At 64.2% G+C, this 17,932-nt stretch carries 22 protein-coding genes and 1 tRNA gene; 17 read left to right on the top strand and 6 right to left on the bottom strand.

Features of this window, described 5'->3' with window-relative positions:
• Positions 1-26: 26 nt before the first annotated feature.
• The 9 genes from AAA969_RS00795 to AAA969_RS00755 all read left to right on the top strand — a co-directional run bounded on the left by AAA969_RS00795 (position 27) and on the right by AAA969_RS00755 (position 7,844).
• Entirely contained in the window at positions 27-641 is a 615-nt protein-coding gene (locus AAA969_RS00795) for a ribonuclease D (protein WP_338242545.1), read from the top strand.
• Positions 642-728: 87 nt separating this feature from the next.
• Positions 729-1,454: an LPS export ABC transporter periplasmic protein LptC gene (gene lptC / locus AAA969_RS00790; protein WP_338242543.1), complete on the top strand. Its 726-nt coding sequence runs from the start codon at positions 729-731 to the stop codon at positions 1,452-1,454.
• Positions 1,454-1,987, top strand: a complete 534-nt coding sequence (locus AAA969_RS00785; protein WP_338242541.1) for an LptA/OstA family protein — start codon at positions 1,454-1,456, stop codon at positions 1,985-1,987. Before lptC ends, AAA969_RS00785 begins: the two co-directional genes overlap by 1 nt.
• Positions 1,988-2,031: 44 nt before the next feature.
• A complete protein-coding gene (lptB, locus tag AAA969_RS00780; protein ID WP_338242539.1) occupies positions 2,032-2,793 on the top strand; it encodes an LPS export ABC transporter ATP-binding protein in 762 nt (253 codons plus the stop codon).
• A gap of 37 nt (positions 2,794-2,830) precedes the next feature.
• Positions 2,831-4,345 carry an RNA polymerase factor sigma-54 gene (rpoN, locus tag AAA969_RS00775; RefSeq protein ID WP_338242537.1) on the top strand — a complete coding sequence of 505 codons (1,515 nt, stop codon included), beginning with the start codon at positions 2,831-2,833 and terminating at the stop codon, positions 4,343-4,345.
• Positions 4,346-4,526: 181 nt separating this feature from the next.
• On the top strand, positions 4,527-5,156 hold the full coding sequence (gene hpf / locus AAA969_RS00770; protein ID WP_338242536.1) for a ribosome hibernation-promoting factor, HPF/YfiA family: 630 nt from the start codon (positions 4,527-4,529) through the stop codon (positions 5,154-5,156).
• Positions 5,157-5,173: 17 nt separating this feature from the next.
• On the top strand, positions 5,174-5,638 hold the full coding sequence (ptsN, locus tag AAA969_RS00765; protein WP_338242534.1) for a PTS IIA-like nitrogen regulatory protein PtsN: 465 nt from the start codon (positions 5,174-5,176) through the stop codon (positions 5,636-5,638).
• A gap of 69 nt (positions 5,639-5,707) precedes the next feature.
• Complete coding sequence (locus AAA969_RS00760; RefSeq protein ID WP_338242532.1) at positions 5,708-6,589, top strand: tetratricopeptide repeat protein; 882 nt, start codon at positions 5,708-5,710, stop codon at positions 6,587-6,589.
• 61 nt (positions 6,590-6,650) lie between these two features.
• Positions 6,651-7,844, top strand: a complete 1,194-nt coding sequence (locus tag AAA969_RS00755) for a tetratricopeptide repeat protein (RefSeq protein WP_338242529.1) — start codon at positions 6,651-6,653, stop codon at positions 7,842-7,844.
• Between the two features lie 74 nt (positions 7,845-7,918).
• Here the strand turns inward: AAA969_RS00755 and AAA969_RS00750 are convergent.
• Positions 7,919-7,994: transfer RNA gene (locus AAA969_RS00750), tRNA-Ala, on the bottom strand.
• A 121-nt stretch (positions 7,995-8,115) separates the two neighbouring features.
• The gene (locus tag AAA969_RS00745) at positions 8,116-8,574 is read right to left on the bottom strand and encodes a TIGR02300 family protein (protein WP_338242527.1); all 459 of its coding nucleotides are present in this window, start codon (positions 8,572-8,574) and stop codon (positions 8,116-8,118) included.
• A gap of 110 nt (positions 8,575-8,684) precedes the next feature.
• Here AAA969_RS00745 and aroA point away from each other — a divergent pair, with 110 nt between their 5' ends.
• The 5 genes from aroA (at position 8,685) to AAA969_RS00720 (ending at position 13,766) form a co-directional block, all read left to right on the top strand.
• Positions 8,685-10,028 (top strand): 3-phosphoshikimate 1-carboxyvinyltransferase, encoded by a 1,344-nt coding sequence (gene aroA, locus AAA969_RS00740; RefSeq protein ID WP_338242525.1) that lies wholly within the window; start codon positions 8,685-8,687, stop codon positions 10,026-10,028.
• On the top strand, positions 10,025-10,651 hold the full coding sequence (gene cmk / locus AAA969_RS00735; protein WP_338242522.1) for a (d)CMP kinase: 627 nt from the start codon (positions 10,025-10,027) through the stop codon (positions 10,649-10,651). The genes aroA and cmk overlap by 4 nt, the downstream gene beginning before the upstream one ends.
• A gap of 63 nt (positions 10,652-10,714) precedes the next feature.
• Entirely contained in the window at positions 10,715-12,535 is a 1,821-nt protein-coding gene (rpsA, locus tag AAA969_RS00730) for a 30S ribosomal protein S1 (RefSeq protein ID WP_338242519.1), read from the top strand.
• Between the two features lie 141 nt (positions 12,536-12,676).
• A complete protein-coding gene (locus tag AAA969_RS00725) occupies positions 12,677-12,982 on the top strand; it encodes an integration host factor subunit beta (protein ID WP_338242517.1) in 306 nt (101 codons plus the stop codon).
• Between the two features lie 127 nt (positions 12,983-13,109).
• Complete coding sequence (locus tag AAA969_RS00720; RefSeq protein WP_338242514.1) at positions 13,110-13,766, top strand: putative metalloprotease CJM1_0395 family protein; 657 nt, start codon at positions 13,110-13,112, stop codon at positions 13,764-13,766.
• 3 nt (positions 13,767-13,769) lie between these two features.
• Here the strand turns inward: AAA969_RS00720 and AAA969_RS00715 are convergent, their stop codons facing one another.
• The gene (locus tag AAA969_RS00715; RefSeq protein ID WP_338242512.1) at positions 13,770-13,922 is read right to left on the bottom strand and encodes a hypothetical protein; all 153 of its coding nucleotides are present in this window, start codon (positions 13,920-13,922) and stop codon (positions 13,770-13,772) included.
• A 91-nt stretch (positions 13,923-14,013) separates the two neighbouring features.
• Between AAA969_RS00715 and AAA969_RS00710 the strand changes: the two genes are divergently transcribed.
• Complete coding sequence (locus AAA969_RS00710) at positions 14,014-14,607, top strand: LysR family transcriptional regulator (RefSeq protein ID WP_338242509.1); 594 nt, start codon at positions 14,014-14,016, stop codon at positions 14,605-14,607.
• A 57-nt stretch (positions 14,608-14,664) separates the two neighbouring features.
• Positions 14,665-14,964, top strand: a complete 300-nt coding sequence (locus AAA969_RS00705; RefSeq protein WP_338242507.1) for a hypothetical protein — start codon at positions 14,665-14,667, stop codon at positions 14,962-14,964.
• Here the strand turns inward: AAA969_RS00705 and AAA969_RS00700 are convergent.
• Genes AAA969_RS00700 through AAA969_RS00690 form a run of 3 tightly spaced genes read right to left on the bottom strand, consistent with a single transcriptional unit; the run spans position 14,961 to position 17,107 of the window.
• The gene (locus AAA969_RS00700; RefSeq protein ID WP_338242505.1) at positions 14,961-15,500 is read right to left on the bottom strand and encodes a CDP-alcohol phosphatidyltransferase family protein; all 540 of its coding nucleotides are present in this window, start codon (positions 15,498-15,500) and stop codon (positions 14,961-14,963) included. The two genes, AAA969_RS00705 and AAA969_RS00700, sit on opposite strands and share 4 nt — an antisense overlap.
• Positions 15,501-15,517: 17 nt before the next feature.
• Complete coding sequence (locus AAA969_RS00695) at positions 15,518-16,156, bottom strand: lysophospholipid acyltransferase family protein (protein ID WP_338242503.1); 639 nt, start codon at positions 16,154-16,156, stop codon at positions 15,518-15,520.
• A complete protein-coding gene (locus tag AAA969_RS00690) occupies positions 16,157-17,107 on the bottom strand; it encodes a phosphatidate cytidylyltransferase (protein ID WP_338242501.1) in 951 nt (316 codons plus the stop codon). It abuts the gene before it with no gap.
• A gap of 187 nt (positions 17,108-17,294) precedes the next feature.
• Here AAA969_RS00690 and AAA969_RS00685 point away from each other — a divergent pair, with 187 nt between their 5' ends.
• Positions 17,295-17,930: a phosphoribosylanthranilate isomerase gene (locus AAA969_RS00685; protein ID WP_338242499.1), complete on the top strand. Its 636-nt coding sequence runs from the start codon at positions 17,295-17,297 to the stop codon at positions 17,928-17,930.
• The last annotated feature ends 2 nt before the right edge of the window (positions 17,931-17,932 follow it).

Genomic DNA, 17,932 nt, shown 5'->3' with positions numbered 1-17,932 from the left:
ACGCTGGAGCAAACAAGGATAACGCCATGGCCGTGCACTACCACAAGGGCGATCTGCCCGCCGATCTCGATCTCGGGCCGCTCATTGCGATCGACACCGAAACCCTCGGCCTGTCGCTGACCCGCGACATGCTGTGCGTGGTCCAGCTGTCGGCCGGCGATGGCGATGCCCATGTCGTCCAGATGGACCGCCCGGGCTATGACTGCCCCAATCTCAAGCGGGTCCTCGCCGATACCGGCGTCGAGAAAATCCTGCATTTCGCGCGCTTCGATGTCGCCATGGTCGAAAAGCATCTCGGCGTGACTATGGCGCCGATCTTCTGCACCAAGATCGCCTCCAAGCTGGCCCGCACCTATACCGACCGCCACGGCCTCAAGGACGTGACCCGGGAACTGGTCGGCGCCGACATGAACAAGCAGCAGCAATCCTCCGACTGGGGTGCGGCTGAGCTCTCGCCGGCACAGCTGGAATACGCGGCCTCGGACGTGCTTCACCTGCACAAGCTGCGCGAGAAGCTGACGATGATGCTGGAACGCGAGGGCCGCATGGAGCTCGCCAAGGCCTGTTTCGACTTCCTGCCGACACGGGCCCGCCTCGACATCGCCGGCTGGCCGGAAATCGACATTTTTGCGCATTCCTGATCGGCACTGCCTTGAAAAGGCCAGCAAAGGCTGGTCTTTCTCGCACAGGCACGCTGCCAGAGCGCCCGACGGGATGTGTGTGACCCAGTGACCAGTCTGACCGCCAACTCCGGGATCGAAACCCTGCACACAAGCGCCGCTGTGCGCTGGGAGCCCCGCCGTGCGCTCGCGCTCAGCGTCGCCCGCAAGCGTACCGCCTTTGTCCGCGGCCTTCGGCTCTTCTTCACGGCCGGCGCCCTGACCATTGTGGCGGTACTGGTGGTACAGCTGGTCCTCGGATCAGGCGGAGCGGTAACAAGCGAGACCGAAGCGGTCAGCACCGATGTCCGCATGACCAATCCCCGCTTCACCGGTCGCGACGAGAACCTGACGCCGTACGCGGTGACCGCCGATACCGCCATTCGTCGCCGCGACGCGGCCGACGGCGTGACCGAGCTTGAACGGCCCCGGCTGGACTACAATTTCCTCGATCCGGGTGCCGAGGGATCGCAGGTTCTGGCCCAGTCGGGTCGCTATGATCTGCCCAATCGCATTCTCGACCTGTATTCTGATGTCAATTTCCGGACCCGGGCCGGCTACACTTTCCAGTCCAACCATGCGCGCATCTTCCTGCGCGAAGAACGCGTGACCGGAAATGAAGCGGTGGAAGGAACCGGCCCGATGGGTACAATCCGGGCTGACAGTTATGAAATCAGCGATGGCGGCAATCACGTCATCTTTTCCGGCAATGTCCGGGCCCGCCTGATACAAGACCGTACCGCCCCCGAAGCCGACGCCGCGGCTGACGCCGGGTCCGAAGAAGGAAACCAATGATGCGCCTGCTTGCTATCGCCCTGTTCGGACTGATGAGCGCTGCCCTGCCCCTGCAAGGTGCCTCGGCCCAGATCGGCAATTCCTCGCTGCCGCTGGATATCGAAGCGGACACCTTCGAAGTCCTCGATGCTGAACGTCACATTGTCTGGCTTGGCAATGTCCATGTCGTCCAGGGCGATTCAAGCCTGCAGGCCGACCGGATGGACGTCTATTACACCGGCACCGGTACCGGCGGCGGCTGGGGCGATATCGATCGCATTGTCGCGACCGACAATGTCTTCTACATCACGCCGGCCCAGCGGGCCCGCGGCGATCGTGGCGTCTACCAGATGTCCGAGGAAATCATCACGCTGACCGGCGATGTCGTCATTACCCAGGGGGAAAACGTCATCACCACGAACCGGTTCGTGAACAACCTCACCACCGGCAACTCCAACTTCGGCGAGGCCGGCACCGGTGAGCGGGTCCGGATGGTCCTGCAACCCACCCGAACGCCCGAAAACACCCAACCGACCTCGACCCCCGAAGGCTGACACAGGGCTTCTCCCAAGCCTCCGGTACAAGGACCGCATCCGCAATGGCGCTTACCGAACCCACGCCCCAGGCCGAGACCGCTTCGGCCGGCGGCCTCGTTGTCGAACAAATCGGCAAGGCCTATCGCAAGCGGGCCGTGGTCAAGGGCGTGTCCGTTTCGCTCCAGCGTGGCGAGGTCGCCGGCCTGCTCGGTCCGAACGGCGCCGGCAAGACGACCTGCTTCTACATGATTACCGGGCTCGTTGAGGCTGATTACGGCCGGATTTTGCTGGATGGCGAGGACATCACCCGCCTGCCGATGTACCAGCGCGCGCGCCTCGGGATCGGCTATCTGCCGCAGGAGAAGTCGATTTTTCACGGCATGACGGTCGAACAGAACATTCTGGCCGTGGCCGAAATTGTCGAAAAAAACCGTGATGCCCGCCATGCGCTGGTCGACCAGTTGCTCGAGGAGTTGCGGATCTCGCATCTGCGCAAGGCACCCGCCCCGTCCCTGTCAGGCGGTGAGCGGCGACGCATGGAAATCGCCCGCGCACTGGCGACTCGCCCCTCCTTCATGCTGCTCGATGAGCCTTTCGCCGGCATCGACCCGCTCGCCATCACCGATATCCGTGACCTGATCCGCTTCCTGAAGGAGCGCGGGATCGGGATACTGATCACCGACCACAACGTCCGTGAAACCCTTGAAATCACAGACAGGGCGACGATCATCCACGAGGGCGAAGTGCTGTTTGAAGGGTCTCCCGCCGAGATCCGGGCCGACCCGGACGTGCGCCGCGTTTATCTCGGAGAAAGCTTTGGCTGATTAACCTCTGCACGAAACGTACCAAACAGAGGTTCACATGGCCGGATTGATGCAGAAGCTGGATATGCGCCAGGGACAGTCCCTGGTGATGACGCCCCAGCTCCAACAAGCCATCAAGCTGTTGCAGCTCTCGAATATCGAGCTCGCGGAGTTCGTTGAAGGCGAGCTGGAACGCAATCCCCTGCTCGAGCGCGACGACCGCGCTGAGTCGACCGAATCACTTCGCGAAGAGGGCCAGGGCGAGCCGCGTGAGCTCGAACTTGCGGCGCCGTCTGCCGACGCCAATGATTCGATGGATGCCGATGCTGACATGATGCACGGCGACGATTCGAAGTCGGACCTGTCCGGCGTCGAAGGTGTCGAGACAGGGTCCGCCATGGGTGCCGGCTCGGTGTCGGGCCAAGGGTCCGGCGGCAGCCGTGGTCCGGCCAGCGAAGATTATGACGCGATCGCCAACTCGTCCCGAGACATCTCGCTTGCCGAACACCTGCACGGGCAATTGTCCATGGCGACCGGAGACCCGGTCGAACGCCTGATCGGGGCCCATCTGATCGACCTCGCCGATGATGACGGCTACATGCGCTCCGACCTCGACGAGATTGCGAGCCAGCTCGGCGTCGAACGGGCCCGCGTCGAAGCGGTGCTCGACATGACCCAGACCTTTGACCCGGCTGGCGTGATGGCGCGCGACCTGCCCGAGTGCCTGGCGCTTCAGCTGAAAGACAAGAACCGGCTCGATCCCGCGATGGCGATCCTGCTCGACAATCTCGAGCGCCTCGCCAAGCACGATTACGTGGCGCTGAAATCGCTGTGCGGTGTGGATAATGAGGATCTCGACGAGATGATCGCCGAGATCCGCGCCCTGACGCCCAAGCCGGGCCACGCCTTCGGCAGCGATTCAACCCGCGCCGTGGAGCCCGATGTCTTCATCCGGCAATCACCCGACGGCAGCTGGCAGGTCGAGCTGAACTCGGAAACCCTGCCGCGGGTTCTCGTGAACAACAGCTATTTCAATGAAATCACCGCCGTCGCGAAATCCGAGACCGACAAGACCTTCATCACCGAGTGCTCACAAAACGCTTCGTGGCTGGTGAAAAGCCTCGACCAGCGCGCCCGCACCATCCTCAAGGTCGCGAGTGAAATCGTGCGTCAGCAGGACATGTTCCTGGCGCATGGCGTCGCTTATCTGCGCCCGCTCAACCTGAAAACCGTGGCGGACGCGATCGGCATGCACGAATCAACCGTCAGCCGGGTCACCTCCAACAAATATGTCGCGACACCGCGCGGCATGTTCGAGCTGAAATATTTCTTCACCTCCGCGATTCCGTCAGCCGGAGGCGGGGAGGCCCACTCCGCCGAGGCTGTCCGCCATCGGATCAAATCCATGATCGGTCAGGAATCGGCCGACGGCGTATTATCTGATGACAGTCTCGTTGAACAATTACGGGATGAAGGGATTGAAATCGCCCGCCGGACTGTGGCCAAATACCGGGAGGCGCTCAACATCCCCTCCTCGGTCCAGCGCCGTCGTATGCTGAAACGCGCTGGCTAGGGATCGCTTGTAGGAGCGCCCCGGCGGAGATCCTCCGCCGAGTACGCGGTCCGCTGGCATCCGGAGAACAATCATTGACTCCTCCCGCGGCCCGCGACTAGGTTCCGCCCGCTTTCCAAGAAGAGGCGGAACTGCACGTCAACGCCTCACGGGCCGGTGAATGGCCGGCGGGAAGGAGCGCATGCATATACAGGTGGTCAGTAAGGGCATCGACGTCAGCGGCGCGCTGCGAGAACAGATCCTCGAGCGCGTGGAAGACGGGGTTGCCAAATATTTCAACCGTCCGGGTGAAGCCTATGTGTCGGTCTCACGCGAAGGCGCAGGCTTTCGTGTCGAGTGTTCGGTGCATTTGCCCTCGGGCGTGATGCTGCAGGCCCACGGCGATGCCGCGGATGCCTACAAGGCAGCGGAAGACATGATGGAGCGCCTGGAGAAGCGCCTCCGCCGCTACAAGCGGAAGCTGAAGAACCACCATAATGACAACAAGGCCGAACTTCCGGCCGAGAGCCTTCCCATTGTCGTTCTCAAAGGCATGCGCGACACGCATGTTGATGATGACGACGATGATGAGGATGATACCCACGGGGCCCCCTCCAATGGCGCCCCGGAGCCGATCGTGATCGCGGAACAGGTCGGAGAAGTCCGGACCCTGACCGTGGGCATGGCGTCACTGGAACTGGATGCGGCCGATTCGCCCTTCCTCCTGTTCCGCAACGCCGCCAATGGCGGTCTCAACATCGTCTACCGCAGACCGGACGGCCATATCGGATGGCTCAACCCGGCAGCGGCAGACCGCAAAGAGCCAGCCTAGGAGCAATCGGTTCGAAAATGGCGTTAGCGGATTTGATACCCAGTGCGGGTGTGAGCATCGACCTGGGCGCGTCCAGCCGGAAACAGGCCCTCCAGGCCATGTCCGAGCTGGCCGCCAGTCTGACCGGGCAAGCAGCCCGGACGGTCTTTGATGCCGTGCTCCAGCGCGAACGCCTCGGCTCAACCGGGGTCGGACAAGGTGTCGCCATCCCTCATGCCCGCCTGAGCGGGATGAATGAGGTGGTCGGCATTTTTGCCCGACTCCGTACGCCGGTTGATTTCGAATCGATCGACGGCCGCCCGGCCGACCTCATCTTCATGCTGCTGGCGCCGGAGAATGCCGGTGCCGAGCACCTCAAGGCGCTGGCCCGCGTGTCGCGCCTGCTGCGCCGTGAGGATGTGCGACAGCGCCTGCGCGCGGCACCCAATGCCGACGCCGTCTACGCCGTCCTGGCCGGCGAGCCAGCCTCTGACGCCGCCTGAACACGCCGCTCATCACCGGTTCAGCCTCGCCATGATCTTCTGACGCTCCAGACAGTCAGGAGACCGGGCATGCTGCGTGTATGTCTACTGGCCGGACTGGTCGCGCTCACGGGCGCGCCGGTATCGGCTCAGCCCCCCACCCCCAGCCTTCGCGAACAGGCCGAAACCGGCGATGTCGAGGCGGCCTACGCCTATGGCTATTCATTGAGCTTTCCCGAGGAAGGCGAACCCGACACGGTGACCAGCCTCTACTGGCTCGCCCGGGCTGCCGATGAGGACTATCCCCCCGCCAATTACATGCTCGGCGTGCTCTATCGTGACGGTTTCGGCGTTGATCCCGACATCGACCGGGCCCGCGCCTTTTTCGAGCTGGCCTGGCAAGCGGGTGACCCGGTCGCCGGGCACGATCTCGCTGAGCTTATGCTCTACGAGTATGACAATGAACGTGAGGCGGCCATCACGCTCCTGGAACGCCTGCTGGCCGACCCCGAGATCGGGCCGCTGGCCAGCCTGACCCTGGCCGAAACCCTGATGTTTGACAGTGAGTCCGAAGAAGACGCCATTCGGTCCGTGATGCTGGCGCGCGCCGCGCTGGATCAACAGCCAGATCTTGGCCGCGCGCACTACCTGATCGGGATCGGCGCCGCGGAAGGTTTTGGCGGGCCGGTCAACCACGAGGCAGCCCGGACTGCCTGGGAAGCCGGCGCCGAGGCTGGCGATTCACTGGCTCTGATGGCGCTCGCCGACAGCTGGCTGGACCCCGAATGGGGCGAGCCCGACCCGGTTGAAGCCCTCGCCCTGTATCAGCTCGCGGAGGAGATCGGCGATACAGATACAACCGAGGCGACCACGACGCTCACGGCGTCTCTTGCACCGGACGCCCTGCAACGGGCGGCATCCCGTCGCGAAGCCTGGATGACCCGGATGGGTTGGGATCTCGCCGCCGACTAGACGCCGTTGACGCCTACACACGCTGTGGTGATAGTCAGCGGCTCTGCAGCCGGGAGCCACCATGTTTCGTCTTTTCCTTTGTGCCGTCAGCCTTGTGATTGCCGGGCTGGGACCGTCTGGCGGGGCTCTGGCTGCGACACCGCCCCCGGATGCTGTCGATGCCACAGACACCGACACCGCGTTCGAGGTTGCCCTGGATCGCTACATAGCCCTGATCGAGGCAGAGCCGATTGACCCCGTCGAGGCGGCGCGTCTGCGTGAAGAAGTGGCTTATCTCGCCGATGGCGGCCACGGTCCGGCCCTCAACCTGCTGGCCATCATCACAGAACAGGGTGTCGACCGCCCCGCCAATCCGCAGGCGGCCTACGCGCTATATCGGCTCGCAGCACAGGCGGGCAGTCCCGACGCGGCGATCAATCTCGCAGTACGCGACATCGGGTCCGACGATGCGGCCGCCCAAGCCGCGGGAATCGCCAGTCTGGACGCCCTTCTGATCCGGGAGGACGTGTCAGATACCCAGCGCGCCCTGGTGAATGGCTATCGTGGCTGGGCGCTTGCGCGGACCCAACAAGCCGACCCCGCTGATACCGCCACCGCGATCTCCCTGCTGGAAGGCGGATTACTGGCCGATCCGGGCAATGCCGCCTTCAACCGGGCTCTCGCGGAGCTGCTCGAACCCCTGGCAGCGACAGCGGCCGAACGGGTGGTCGTTCTCGACCACTATCAAAGAGCCGGTGAGGCCGGTGACGGGCGGGCGGCCTGGAAAGCGGGCATGATGCACCTGGACGGCTCGCTCGGCGAGCCTGACCCCGTCGAGGCGCTGCGCTGGGTCAATGTGGCGGCGATCGCCGGTCTTGATGACGGCCTGATCTCGCTGGCGGTCATGCACGCGATTGGCCAAGGTACCCCGGTCGACGGCCCGCGCGCGCGTGCGCTCTACGCGGACGTGGCCATGCGCGGCAACGCCCACGCGCTTCGCGCGCTGGGGGCAATGCTGATCTTTGGTGAAGGCGGCCCGGCCGAGCCGGCGCGAGGCGTCGCCCTGCTGGAGCTCGCGGCGGATGCCGGCGATCAGCTGGCCCGGCGCATCCTTGACGACATAGCGCCGCAGCTTCCCGATACGACCGCCTGGACGGGCGCCGTCCTCGATGCGCGCAGCAGCTTCCTGCGGGACGCCAACCTCGCCCCCAGCGACCTCTATGGCGCCCAAACGAGCGCGTCGGCAGCACCGGCCGTCATGACACGACCGGAGTAGGGCGACGCATGGCCGGAAGCGTGTCTGGCGACAAGCAAGAAAAAACCCCGCCGGGTCCCGGCGGGGTTTGATCTTGGTGGAGCTAAGCGGAATCGAACCGCTGACCTCTTGAATGCCATTCAAGCGCTCTCCCAACTGAGCTATAGCCCCGAAACTCGGGTCACCGCGGGCGATTGGGATCATGCCCGGGGCGAGAGGCGCGGAACCTAGTCCCGGTTTTCGCCGGGATCAAGCCTCTTTCGCGCGGCAAATGCAGCGCAACTGCAGAGGCCTAAAGGTCGTCCTCCTTATCGATGTTGAACTCGCCGAAATCCTCGTCGTCATCATCGTCGAGGAGCACGCCCGTATCATCATCATCGTCGTCATCATCGTCATCATCATCGACGCCATCTTCCCCGAACCCGTCGGGAAGATCGTCGCTGAGACCGGATGCGTCGTCGTCATCATCATCGTCATCATCGTCGAGCTTGGTGGCGAGCGTCTCGGCATCGACTTCCGGCGTGTCATCGACCTCATCGCCATAGCCGTCATCATCGTCGGTCTTGGCGACCTTCTTCGGCGCCTCGTCCTCTTCGACAGCCTCGAGCTTGGCTTTCAGGCGCGGGTCTTCACGCTCTGGGTCGAACTCGGTTTCACACTTCGGGCACCGGGCAGGCCGGCGGCCAAGATCATAGAATTTGGCGCTGCAGCTGGGGCAGGCGCGCTTGCTTCCCAATTCAGGCTTGGCCATGGCATCCCTACATAACCAGTTTTCAATTTCGGCGGCCCCGTTGCCACGATCACCGCCCTCTGTCAAAACCTCATCGCCGTCATGTCACCTCAAACCTTGCCAATCCGTTGATGACCCCTAATTCCTCGCGCCCGTCCGGCGCCATGCGGGCCAAGCCTGCGCCTGCCCTCACCGGAACCCTCAAGGCACCGGGAGACAAGTCGATTTCCCATCGGGCCTTCATCCTCGGGGCGCTGGCTGACGGCGTGACCGAGGTCACCGGTCTTCTGGAAAGCGATGATGTGATCAATTCCGGCCGCGCGGCAAGTGCGCTCGGAGCCGGGATTGAACACCTGGCGCCGGGCCGCTGGCGGATTACCGGCACAGGGGGCCGGTTTGCGACTCCCGAAGCAGCGCTGGATTTCGGCAATGCCGGGACCGGGGTCCGGCTGATGATGGGGGCCGTCGCCGGCAGCGGAGCCAGCGCCGACTTCATCGGCGATGCCAGCCTGTCGTCGCGACCGATGCGGCGCGTGACGGATCCGCTCGGCGAGATGGGCGCTGTTTTCACGACCACCGATGGTCGTCTGCCCGCGCATCTCGAGGGCGGCCCGCTGACCGGTATCCACTACACGCCGCCGATTGCCTCGGCCCAGGTCAAGTCGGCCATCCTGCTGGCGGCCCTCGGCGCACAGGGGACGACCGTCGTGCACGAGCCGCAGATCACCCGTGACCATACCGAGACCATGCTCAAGGCCTTCGGCGTGGCGATCGAGGTCGAGCGCGACAGCGCCGCCGCGACGGTCCGTCTCACCGGCCCGCAAACCCTCACCGCCTGTCCGGTAGATGTCCCCGGCGACCCGTCCTCCGCGGCCTTCGCGATTGTCGCGGCGCTGATCGTGCCGGGTTCCGATCTCACGCTTGAGGGCGTCATGGACAATCCGGCCCGCACAGGCCTGATAGAGACCCTCCGGGAAATGGGTGCCGACATCAGCCTGACGCCGGGTCCGGTGATGGCCGGCGAAAAGACCATGCATCTGCACGTGCGCCACAGCCAGCTGACCGGGATCACGGTGCCGGCCGAACGCGCCGCGTCGATGATCGACGAGTACCCGGTCCTGTGCGTCGCCGCGGCCTATGCGACAGGCATCACCCATATGCCGGGGCTGGAGGAATTGCGCGCCAAGGAGAGCGACCGGCTGGCCGGAAGCGCGGCCCTGTTGCGGGCCAACGGCGTGCCGGTGAAGGAAGGCGAGGACAGCCTCACCGTCACCGGGCGCGGAGTTGGCGGTGTCCCCGGCGGGGGCAAGACCTTGACCCATCACGATCATCGCCTGGCGATGAGCGGGCTTGTCATCGGCCTCGGAGCCAACGCCGCGTCGTCGGTCGATGACGTCGCAATGATCGCCACGTCCTACCCGGACTTCTTTGCCCATTTCACGAGCCTGGGCGCCACACTGGAAGCGATCACATGATCATTGCTGTCGACGGCCCCCTCGCCTCGGGCAAGGGCACCATCGCACGGGCCCTCGCGGCGCGTTTCGGCCTGCCCTATCTGGATACCGGCTCGCTCTACCGGGCGACCGGTGTCGCCGTGTTGGAGCAGGGCATCGACCCGTGCGACGAAGCGGCCTGCGCCGCAGCGGCGCGGGCGCTCGACATTACCGCGATCGATGAAGCCCGGATCCGCACCGCCGAGGCCGGCGCCATGGCGTCGCGGATTGCCGTTCTGACCGGCGTCCGCACCGCGCTCTACGAACTTCAGCGCAACTTCGCCCTGCAGCCGGGCGGGGCCATCCTCGACGGCCGCGATATCGGCACGGTCATCTGTCCGGACGCCGATGTGAAGCTCTACATCATGGCCGACACGGAAACCCGCGCCCGGCGACGCTGGGAAGAATTGACCGCCCGCGGCGAAGCCATCAGCTATGCCGAAATGCTCGAACAAACCCGCGAACGCGACCGGCGTGATGCCGAACGGCCCGACGCGCCGATGCGCGCCGCCGACGACGCGACCTTGCTAGACACGTCATCCTTGAGTATAGACGCGGCCGTTGCCCAAGCTGTCGCGGTTGTGGAAAAGCGCCAAAAAGCGTGATCTGCCCGACATCAAGGTAACAGATAGCCGGGCGTTCTGAGGACGGAGTGCCGTGACCCTGATGTGTCACGGAACCGTTTCGGTCGCCCACACTGTTCAAATTCCAACAGGCCGAACCCGGCCAAGCGGCGAGTAAGACGACCAGTATCCAGCCTCGCTGCATCGGAGCAACCCTTTAACATGTCTACAGAATCCTTTAACCCGTCGACCGATGATTTCGCCGCCATGCTGGAAGCCAGCCTGGCCGGCCGTGACCTTGCCGAAGGCCAGGTCATCAAAGGCACCGTGACCGCCATCGAGAATGGTGATGTGGTCGTTGATGTTGGCCTCAAGACCGAAGGCCGCATTCCGCTGCGCGAATTCACCGGACCGGGCTCTGCCGCCCCGAAAGTGGGCGACGACGTCGAGGTTTACCTCGAGCGCATCGAAAACGCCCTCGGCGACGCCATCCTCTCGCGCGACAAGGCTCGCCGCGAAGAGAGCTGGGATCGCCTCGAGAAGTCCTTCGACAAGAAGGATCCGGTCAACGGTGCCATCGTCGGTCGCGTCAAGGGCGGCTTCACTGTGGATCTGGGTGGCGCTTCGGCCTTCCTGCCGGGTTCCCAGGTTGATATCCGTCCGGTCCGCGATGTTGGCCCGCTGATGAACCAGGAACAGCCGTTCGCGATCCTGAAAATGGACCGTCCGCGCGGCAATATCGTGGTCTCGCGCCGCGCCGTTCTGGAAGAAAGCCGCGCCGAGCAGCGTGCCGAGCTCGTTGGCCAGCTGGCCGAGGGCGAAGCCCGCGACGGCGTCGTCAAGAACATCACCGACTACGGTGCATTCGTTGACCTCGGCGGCATTGATGGCCTGCTGCACGTCACCGACATGTCCTGGAGCCGCGTCGGCCATCCGTCCGAAGTGGTTGAAGTCGGTCAGACCGTCAAAGTCCAGATCATCAAGATCAACAAGGAAACCCAGCGCATCTCGCTCGGCATGAAGCAACTCATGTCCGATCCGTGGGAAGGCGTTGCCGCGAAATACCCGGTGGGTGCGACCTTCGAAGGCCGCGTCACCAATATCGCGGAATACGGTGCCTTTGTGGAACTGGAAGAGGGCGTTGAGGGCCTCGTCCACGTCTCCGAAATGTCCTGGACCAAGAAGAACGTCCACCCGGGCAAGATCCTGTCGACCTCCCAGGAAGTCCAGGTCATGGTCCTCGATGTCGACGCCGACAAGCGCCGCATCTCGCTGGGCGTCAAGCAGACCCAGCGCAATCCGTGGGAAGTCTTCGCCGAAAACTACCCGTCCGGTACCGCCATCAAGGGCGAGATCAAGAACATCACCGAATTCGGTCTGTTCGTTGGCCTCGACGGCGACATCGACGGCATGGTGCACCTCTCCGACATCTCCTGGGATCAGTCGGGCGAAGCCGCCATCGAAGGCTTCAAGAAGGGCGACATGGTCGACGCCAAGGTTCTCGATGTTGACGTCGAGAAAGAGCGCGTCTCCCTGGGCATCAAGCAGCTCGCCGGCGATCCGATGGACAGCTCCGGCGTTGGCCGCGGCGACACCGTCACCTGCACCGTCACGGAAGTGACGTCGGGCGGCATCGAGGTGTCCTTCGGCGATGACAGCCCGGTCAAGGCCTTCATCCGCAAGTCCGACCTGTCCCGCGATCGCGGCGAGCAGCGTCCGGAACGCTTCGCGGTTGGCGAAAAGGTCGATGCCCGCATCACCAATATCGACAAGGGCACGCGTCGTATCTCGCTCTCCATCAAGGCGCTCGAGATCTCCGAAGAGCGTGAAGCGGTCGAGCAGTATGGTTCCTCGGATGCCGGCGCTTCGCTGGGTGACATCCTCGGCGCCGCCCTGCGCGAGAACGAGGACAAGGCCGACAGCTAAGGCCCTGTCTCGCCCGAAAGGGTCATGAAGAACGGCCGGAGCCCACGCTCCGGCCGTTTTTTATTGACCAATACCGGCTGTTTGGATTGACGGACCGGGCCTCAGGCGTAAGGATTAGGCATTCACTCGCGGAGGGTTAGCATGATCAAGTCTGAATTGATCGACAAACTGGCCGAGGCCAATCCCCATCTCTACCACCGTGATGTGGAGCGCGTCGTCAACACGATCCTTGACGGGATCACCGACGCCCTTGCAGACGGCGACCGGGTCGAGCTGCGTGGATTTGGCGCCTTTTCGGTTCGCCATCGCCCCGCTCGCGTCGGCCGCAATCCGCGTACCGGTGATAGCGTCGCGGTGAAGGAGAAGCACGTGCCCTTCTTCAAGACCGGCAAGGAATTGCGCGAACGCGTCGACGCCTCGCGCGAGACCAATCCGGAAATCGCCTGATCCGCACGCAAAATCGGGCATTTCACTGATTCCGTTTACGAGAGTTTAAAGGCCGGACGCGAGACTGCGATCCATGATCGCCTCGTCTGTTTCCTCTGTCATGTCGACGCCCGCCGTGGCGAAGGCCATGAAGACGATCGCCACCCAGTCCGCGACACGGCTGGCGAGCTGTGGCTCGTGCGGCAGTGCCGCGTGCGCCGGGTGTGGCGGTGCGGGCAAAGCCAAGGCCAGCGCCAACACCGAACTGTCCGAGGGTGATCGCAAGCAGGTCGACGCCCTCAAGGCACGCGACCGCGAGGTCCGGGCCCATGAGCGGGCTCACCAGGCCGCCGGTGGGTCACACGCAGGCGCAGCCAGCTACACCTTCCAGAAAGGCCCTGACGGCCGCGCCTACGCCGTTGGCGGGGAAGTCCCGATCGACGCGAGCGAGGTGAAGGGCGACCCGCAGGCCACGATCGAGAAGATGCAGCAGGTCAAGGCCGCCGCTCTGGCCCCCGCCGAACCCTCAGGCCAGGACCGCAAGGTCGCCGCCCTCGCCGATGCCAAGATCTCCCAAGCGCGGGCCGAGCTCAATCGCCGCAAGGGCGAAGATGGCGGTGAGGGCGAAGCAACAGCGCCTGGGGAGAAGCTGCAACCCTCGCTGAACCAGCAGATCGCGGAAATGCGACAGGCCGCCCCCCGATCGACGACATCATCGGCATCAACGACGCCGAACGACCTCACCGCCTATGCGGCCCATGCCTATCGGCATCAGGCATCGGCCGTATTCCCGAACCAGGCCTGACGCTCAGGCCTTGCGGTGCCAGTCCGCATGACCGTCCAGCCAGGCAAAGCGACGCACCATCCAGCCCAGCCAGTCACGACGGCCTGAATGACGCGGAATGACCGCGGTCACGCGCCGCGGTTCGGTCGTTTCAATCATCAAATCGGTCAATGTCATGGTCGCCTCCGTTTCCAGCGATGCCTTGATATAGGCGGCCTACCGTGGCTCTGACCAACGCGTTCTCAAGGGTCTTACATAAGGTGAATTTATGGATAGAGCGCCTCACCTGCCGCCGATCAACGCCATCCGGGTCTTCGAGACAGCGGCCCGGCTGGGCAATTTCACGCGCACCGGCGAGACCCTCGGCATGACCCAGGCGGCGGTGAGCTATCAGATCAAACTGCTGGAAGACCGGCTCGGTTTTGCCCTATTCGAGCGCAAGGCCCGCCATGTCGAACTGACCGCGCGTGGCGCCCGGCTGGCACGCGGTACGTCGGACGCCTTTCGTCTGTTGGAACGCACCTTCCGCGATGTCAGGGAGGATCGCGACAGCGTGCTCTCGGTGACCGCCCTGCCGACCTTCTGCTCGAACTGGCTGGTACCGCGCATCGGCGCCTTCCAACTGGAGAACCCGGGCCTCGCGGTGCGCATCGACAGCCGCTCCGACCTGGTCGACATCAAGGCCGGCGAGGCCGATATCGGGATCCGCATCGGCAAGGGCCAATGGCCCGGGCTGGAGGCGCGCCGGCTGTTCGGGGACACCACCGCCCCTCTGGTCTCCCGCGCTGCGGCCGAGCGCTTCGGCCCCTTCGAACGGCCCGAGGACCTGTTGAAACTGCGCCTGTTCGGCCCGATCCGCTAGTGGCGCGACTGGTTCAGGCAGGCCGGCGGCGACCCGGCGCTGTTGCCGGAGCGCCCCGTGCTCGAACTCGAAACCCAGACCATGGAGGTCTCCGCCGCCATCGCCTCGGGCGATGCGGCAACAATGGTCACACCGATCTATTTCGCCGAACAGCTTGCCTCCGGCGCTCTGGTCGAGCCCTTCACGACCGGGCTGGACCACGGCGACGCGCACTACATGGTCTTCGACCCGACCCGCGCGAAAGAACCCAAGATCAAGGCCTTCATCGCCTGGATGCTGTTCCAGCCCATGGCGTTCTGCCTCAACCGCACCGAACCGGCTTTCCCTGAGGCGGGCAAGGCGGTGGGCAAGGGCTAGCCCTGGCGGAGTCTCGCGACGGCTGCGCGCACATAACCGACCAAGGTCACCAGGGTGAGCGCGCCGGCCAACGAAATGATGCTGCCCGCGAGGATGTCCAGATCGACCGGGCCCAGCGCATCAAACGGCAGCATGGCCAGTGAGAGGCCGAGAAAGCTGGTGACGATCTTCAACGGCTCCAGTCGTGATTGGTCCAGGGATTGCCCTGGCCCCAGCGCCTCGCTGAACCCGGCGACCACGATACAGCGCACGACCAGAACCACGGCGCCTGGCAGGGCCCAGACCGGCAAGGCGTCGGCGGCGACAAGCCCGAGGACAGCCGCCAAGGTCAAAAGCCGATCCCCGATAAGATCGAGGACGGCCCCTAGTGGCGAGGTCTCGTTCAGCGCGCGGGCCAGCTTGCCGTCCAGAACGTCAAGCCCGCCGGCAATCAGGAAAACGGCAAGCGCGACCCAGCCGGGACCGTGGATGATCAACCAGCCCAGCAGCAAAAGCGCGAGCCCGGTGCGGAAAAGGGTGATGGCATTTGAGATCATGGGACGGCCTCTTCCTGTCAAAGCCAGCGCAGGGGCGGGGCTTCTGCCTTCAGCGCAGCCAGCGCGTCGCGCAGGCCCGTCATGAAGGTATCACGGCCGCCGCTCCATCGCAGGGCGTCGCCGATGACAGCGCTGCAGACGAATGGCACCGGAATGACCGAACCACGCGGCAGGACCCGTCCTGCGCCTTGGAGATAGACCGGGACCACCGGACAATCGGGAAAGGCTTCGGCCAGTCTTGCGATACCGGTCTTGAGCGCGCCCATTTGCTCGGGTTCGCCGCGCGTGCCCTCCGGGAAGATCAATAGAATGTCGCCGGACGATAGGGCATCCCGGCAGCCCGCCAACACATCTTCACGGCCCCTTGCGCGGCGATTGACCGGCAGAATTCCGACACAGTTCAGGTAGAACCAGCTCGCCAGCCCACCAGTCAGAAAGTGATCCGAGGCCGCGACGGGCCGAATGCGGGGCAGAAGGCGCGAGCGAAACAGGCTGAGCAGGAGGAGCGTATCGACATGGCTGTTGTGATTGGCGGCAATAATGGCAGGGCCGGTCCGAGGCAGGTTTTCCGCCCCTCTCACATCAAAACCGATGACGAGATAAGCGATTGGACGGATGATGCAGACCAGAACGAGGCGTCTTAGCAGGATGAGCATCTAGAAGCGCTCCAGGCCGAAAATTGCCAGCATGTGGAAATACCAGGGCGCGGTGAAGGTGAGGCTGTCGACCCGGTCCAGCAAGCCACCATGCCCCGGCAGCAGACGGGATGTGTCCTTGACGCCCAGGTCCCGCTTGATCGCCGACATGGTGATATCGCCAAAAAAGCCGAGCACCGGCAGGATCGCACCGACCAGCACGCTGGGCCAGAAGGCAAGCGGCGTGAAAACCGGAGCGAGAAGCACGAAAGCCAGCGCTGTCGTTGCCCAGCCGCCGATAGCCCCCTCCCAGGTCTTGTTCGGACTGACTTGCGGGCTGATCGGATGCCGCCCCAGGCTCTTGCCCCAGACATATTGGGCGACGTCGTTGAGCTGGGTCATCACGATCAGGAAGAAGACCAGGCCCGCCGGGCCGGCCATCGGCACTTCCTCGATCGGTGTGCGCATCAGAAAAGCGACATGACCCAGATTGAAGACGCAGACGATGACGCCCCATTGCAGGGTGCCGATTGTGGCAAGGAAGCCGTCCGTGCGGCCCATCAGCGTCATGATGACAGCCGTCGCAACGAACATGTAGATCGGCACGATGACGAGGAAGTAGGCGTAATTGTCGATCCAGATCGACCAATAACTGATCAGCACCGAGGCATAGACGACCAGCACCACCAGCCGGTCTTCCCGCCGCGTAGGCGCGAGTGTGACGAACTCACGCAGGGCGACAAAGCTGACAAAGGCGAACAACAGCGTCGTTGCTTGCCAGCCAGCCCAGAGCGCCACCATCAACAGGCCGGCCATGACCCACCAGCTGGTCATGCGCGGAGCGAGGTCATCCCACCGTCCGGGCTGCAGGCGCGGAAGGACCAGGGCGGCCAGGCTGCCGACAACAAGCAGGACCGTGATACCGGCGAAACCGGTCAGAAGCGGCAGGGGCAGATGCAGAGCGTCAGGCAAGGGCGGCGCCTCCGGCACAATAGGAAAACCCGATCAGAACCCGAGAACAAAGCCCGGACCGGCGGGACTTGGCAACGAAGTTCCGATTCACATGCACGCCCGTGTCACCTCAACAGCCCGCTGGAGGACGCGAAACCCCGTCATCCAAGGCTTCCCCCACGGCGCTGAAACCGCTAACGCTTAGGCCATGACCGACATCAAGTTCTGTGGCCTCAAGACCGGACGGGATATCGCGGCGGCCGAAAAGGCCGGGGCGCGCTGGACGGGGTATGTGATTTTCCCGAAGAGCCCGCGCCATGTCTCGCCGGTGCTGGCCGGTGAGCTGTGCCATCTGGCGCAAAGCAGCGAGACGGTCGCCGTCACCGTCAATCCCGATGATGACCTGCTGGCGCAGATCCGTGACGCCATGCGGCCGGACTGGATCCAGTTGCACGGGGCGGAGAGCCCGCAGCGGGTCGTGCAGGCGCGTGCCTATGCAAAGCGCGGGATTATCAAGGCTTTGCCGATTGCCGAGGCGAGCGATCTGGAGGCGGCAAGACCCTATGACCGGATCGCCGACCTGATGCTGTTTGACGCCAAACCACCGGCCGGCGCCGACCGGCCCGGCGGTCTGGGTCATGGCTATGACTATTCTTTGCTGAAAACGCTGCAGATTTCCGTGCCCTGGCTCTTGTCCGGGGGGCTTGATGACACCAATGTCTGCGCCGCTGTCAAAGCTGCCGGAGCCGGGGCGGTGGATGTCTCCTCCGGTATTGAAAGCGCGCCGGGCGTCAAGGATGCCGGGCGCATTGCCGGTTTTGCCGCCGCACTGGCGGCCTGCTGAAC

This window comes from Maricaulis maris (assembly GCF_036322705.1).
Lineage (GTDB): Bacteria > Pseudomonadota > Alphaproteobacteria > Caulobacterales > Maricaulaceae > Maricaulis > Maricaulis maris_B.
Note: the sequence above shows the minus strand (reverse complement) of the source record. Positions and strands in the feature narration are given on the sequence as shown.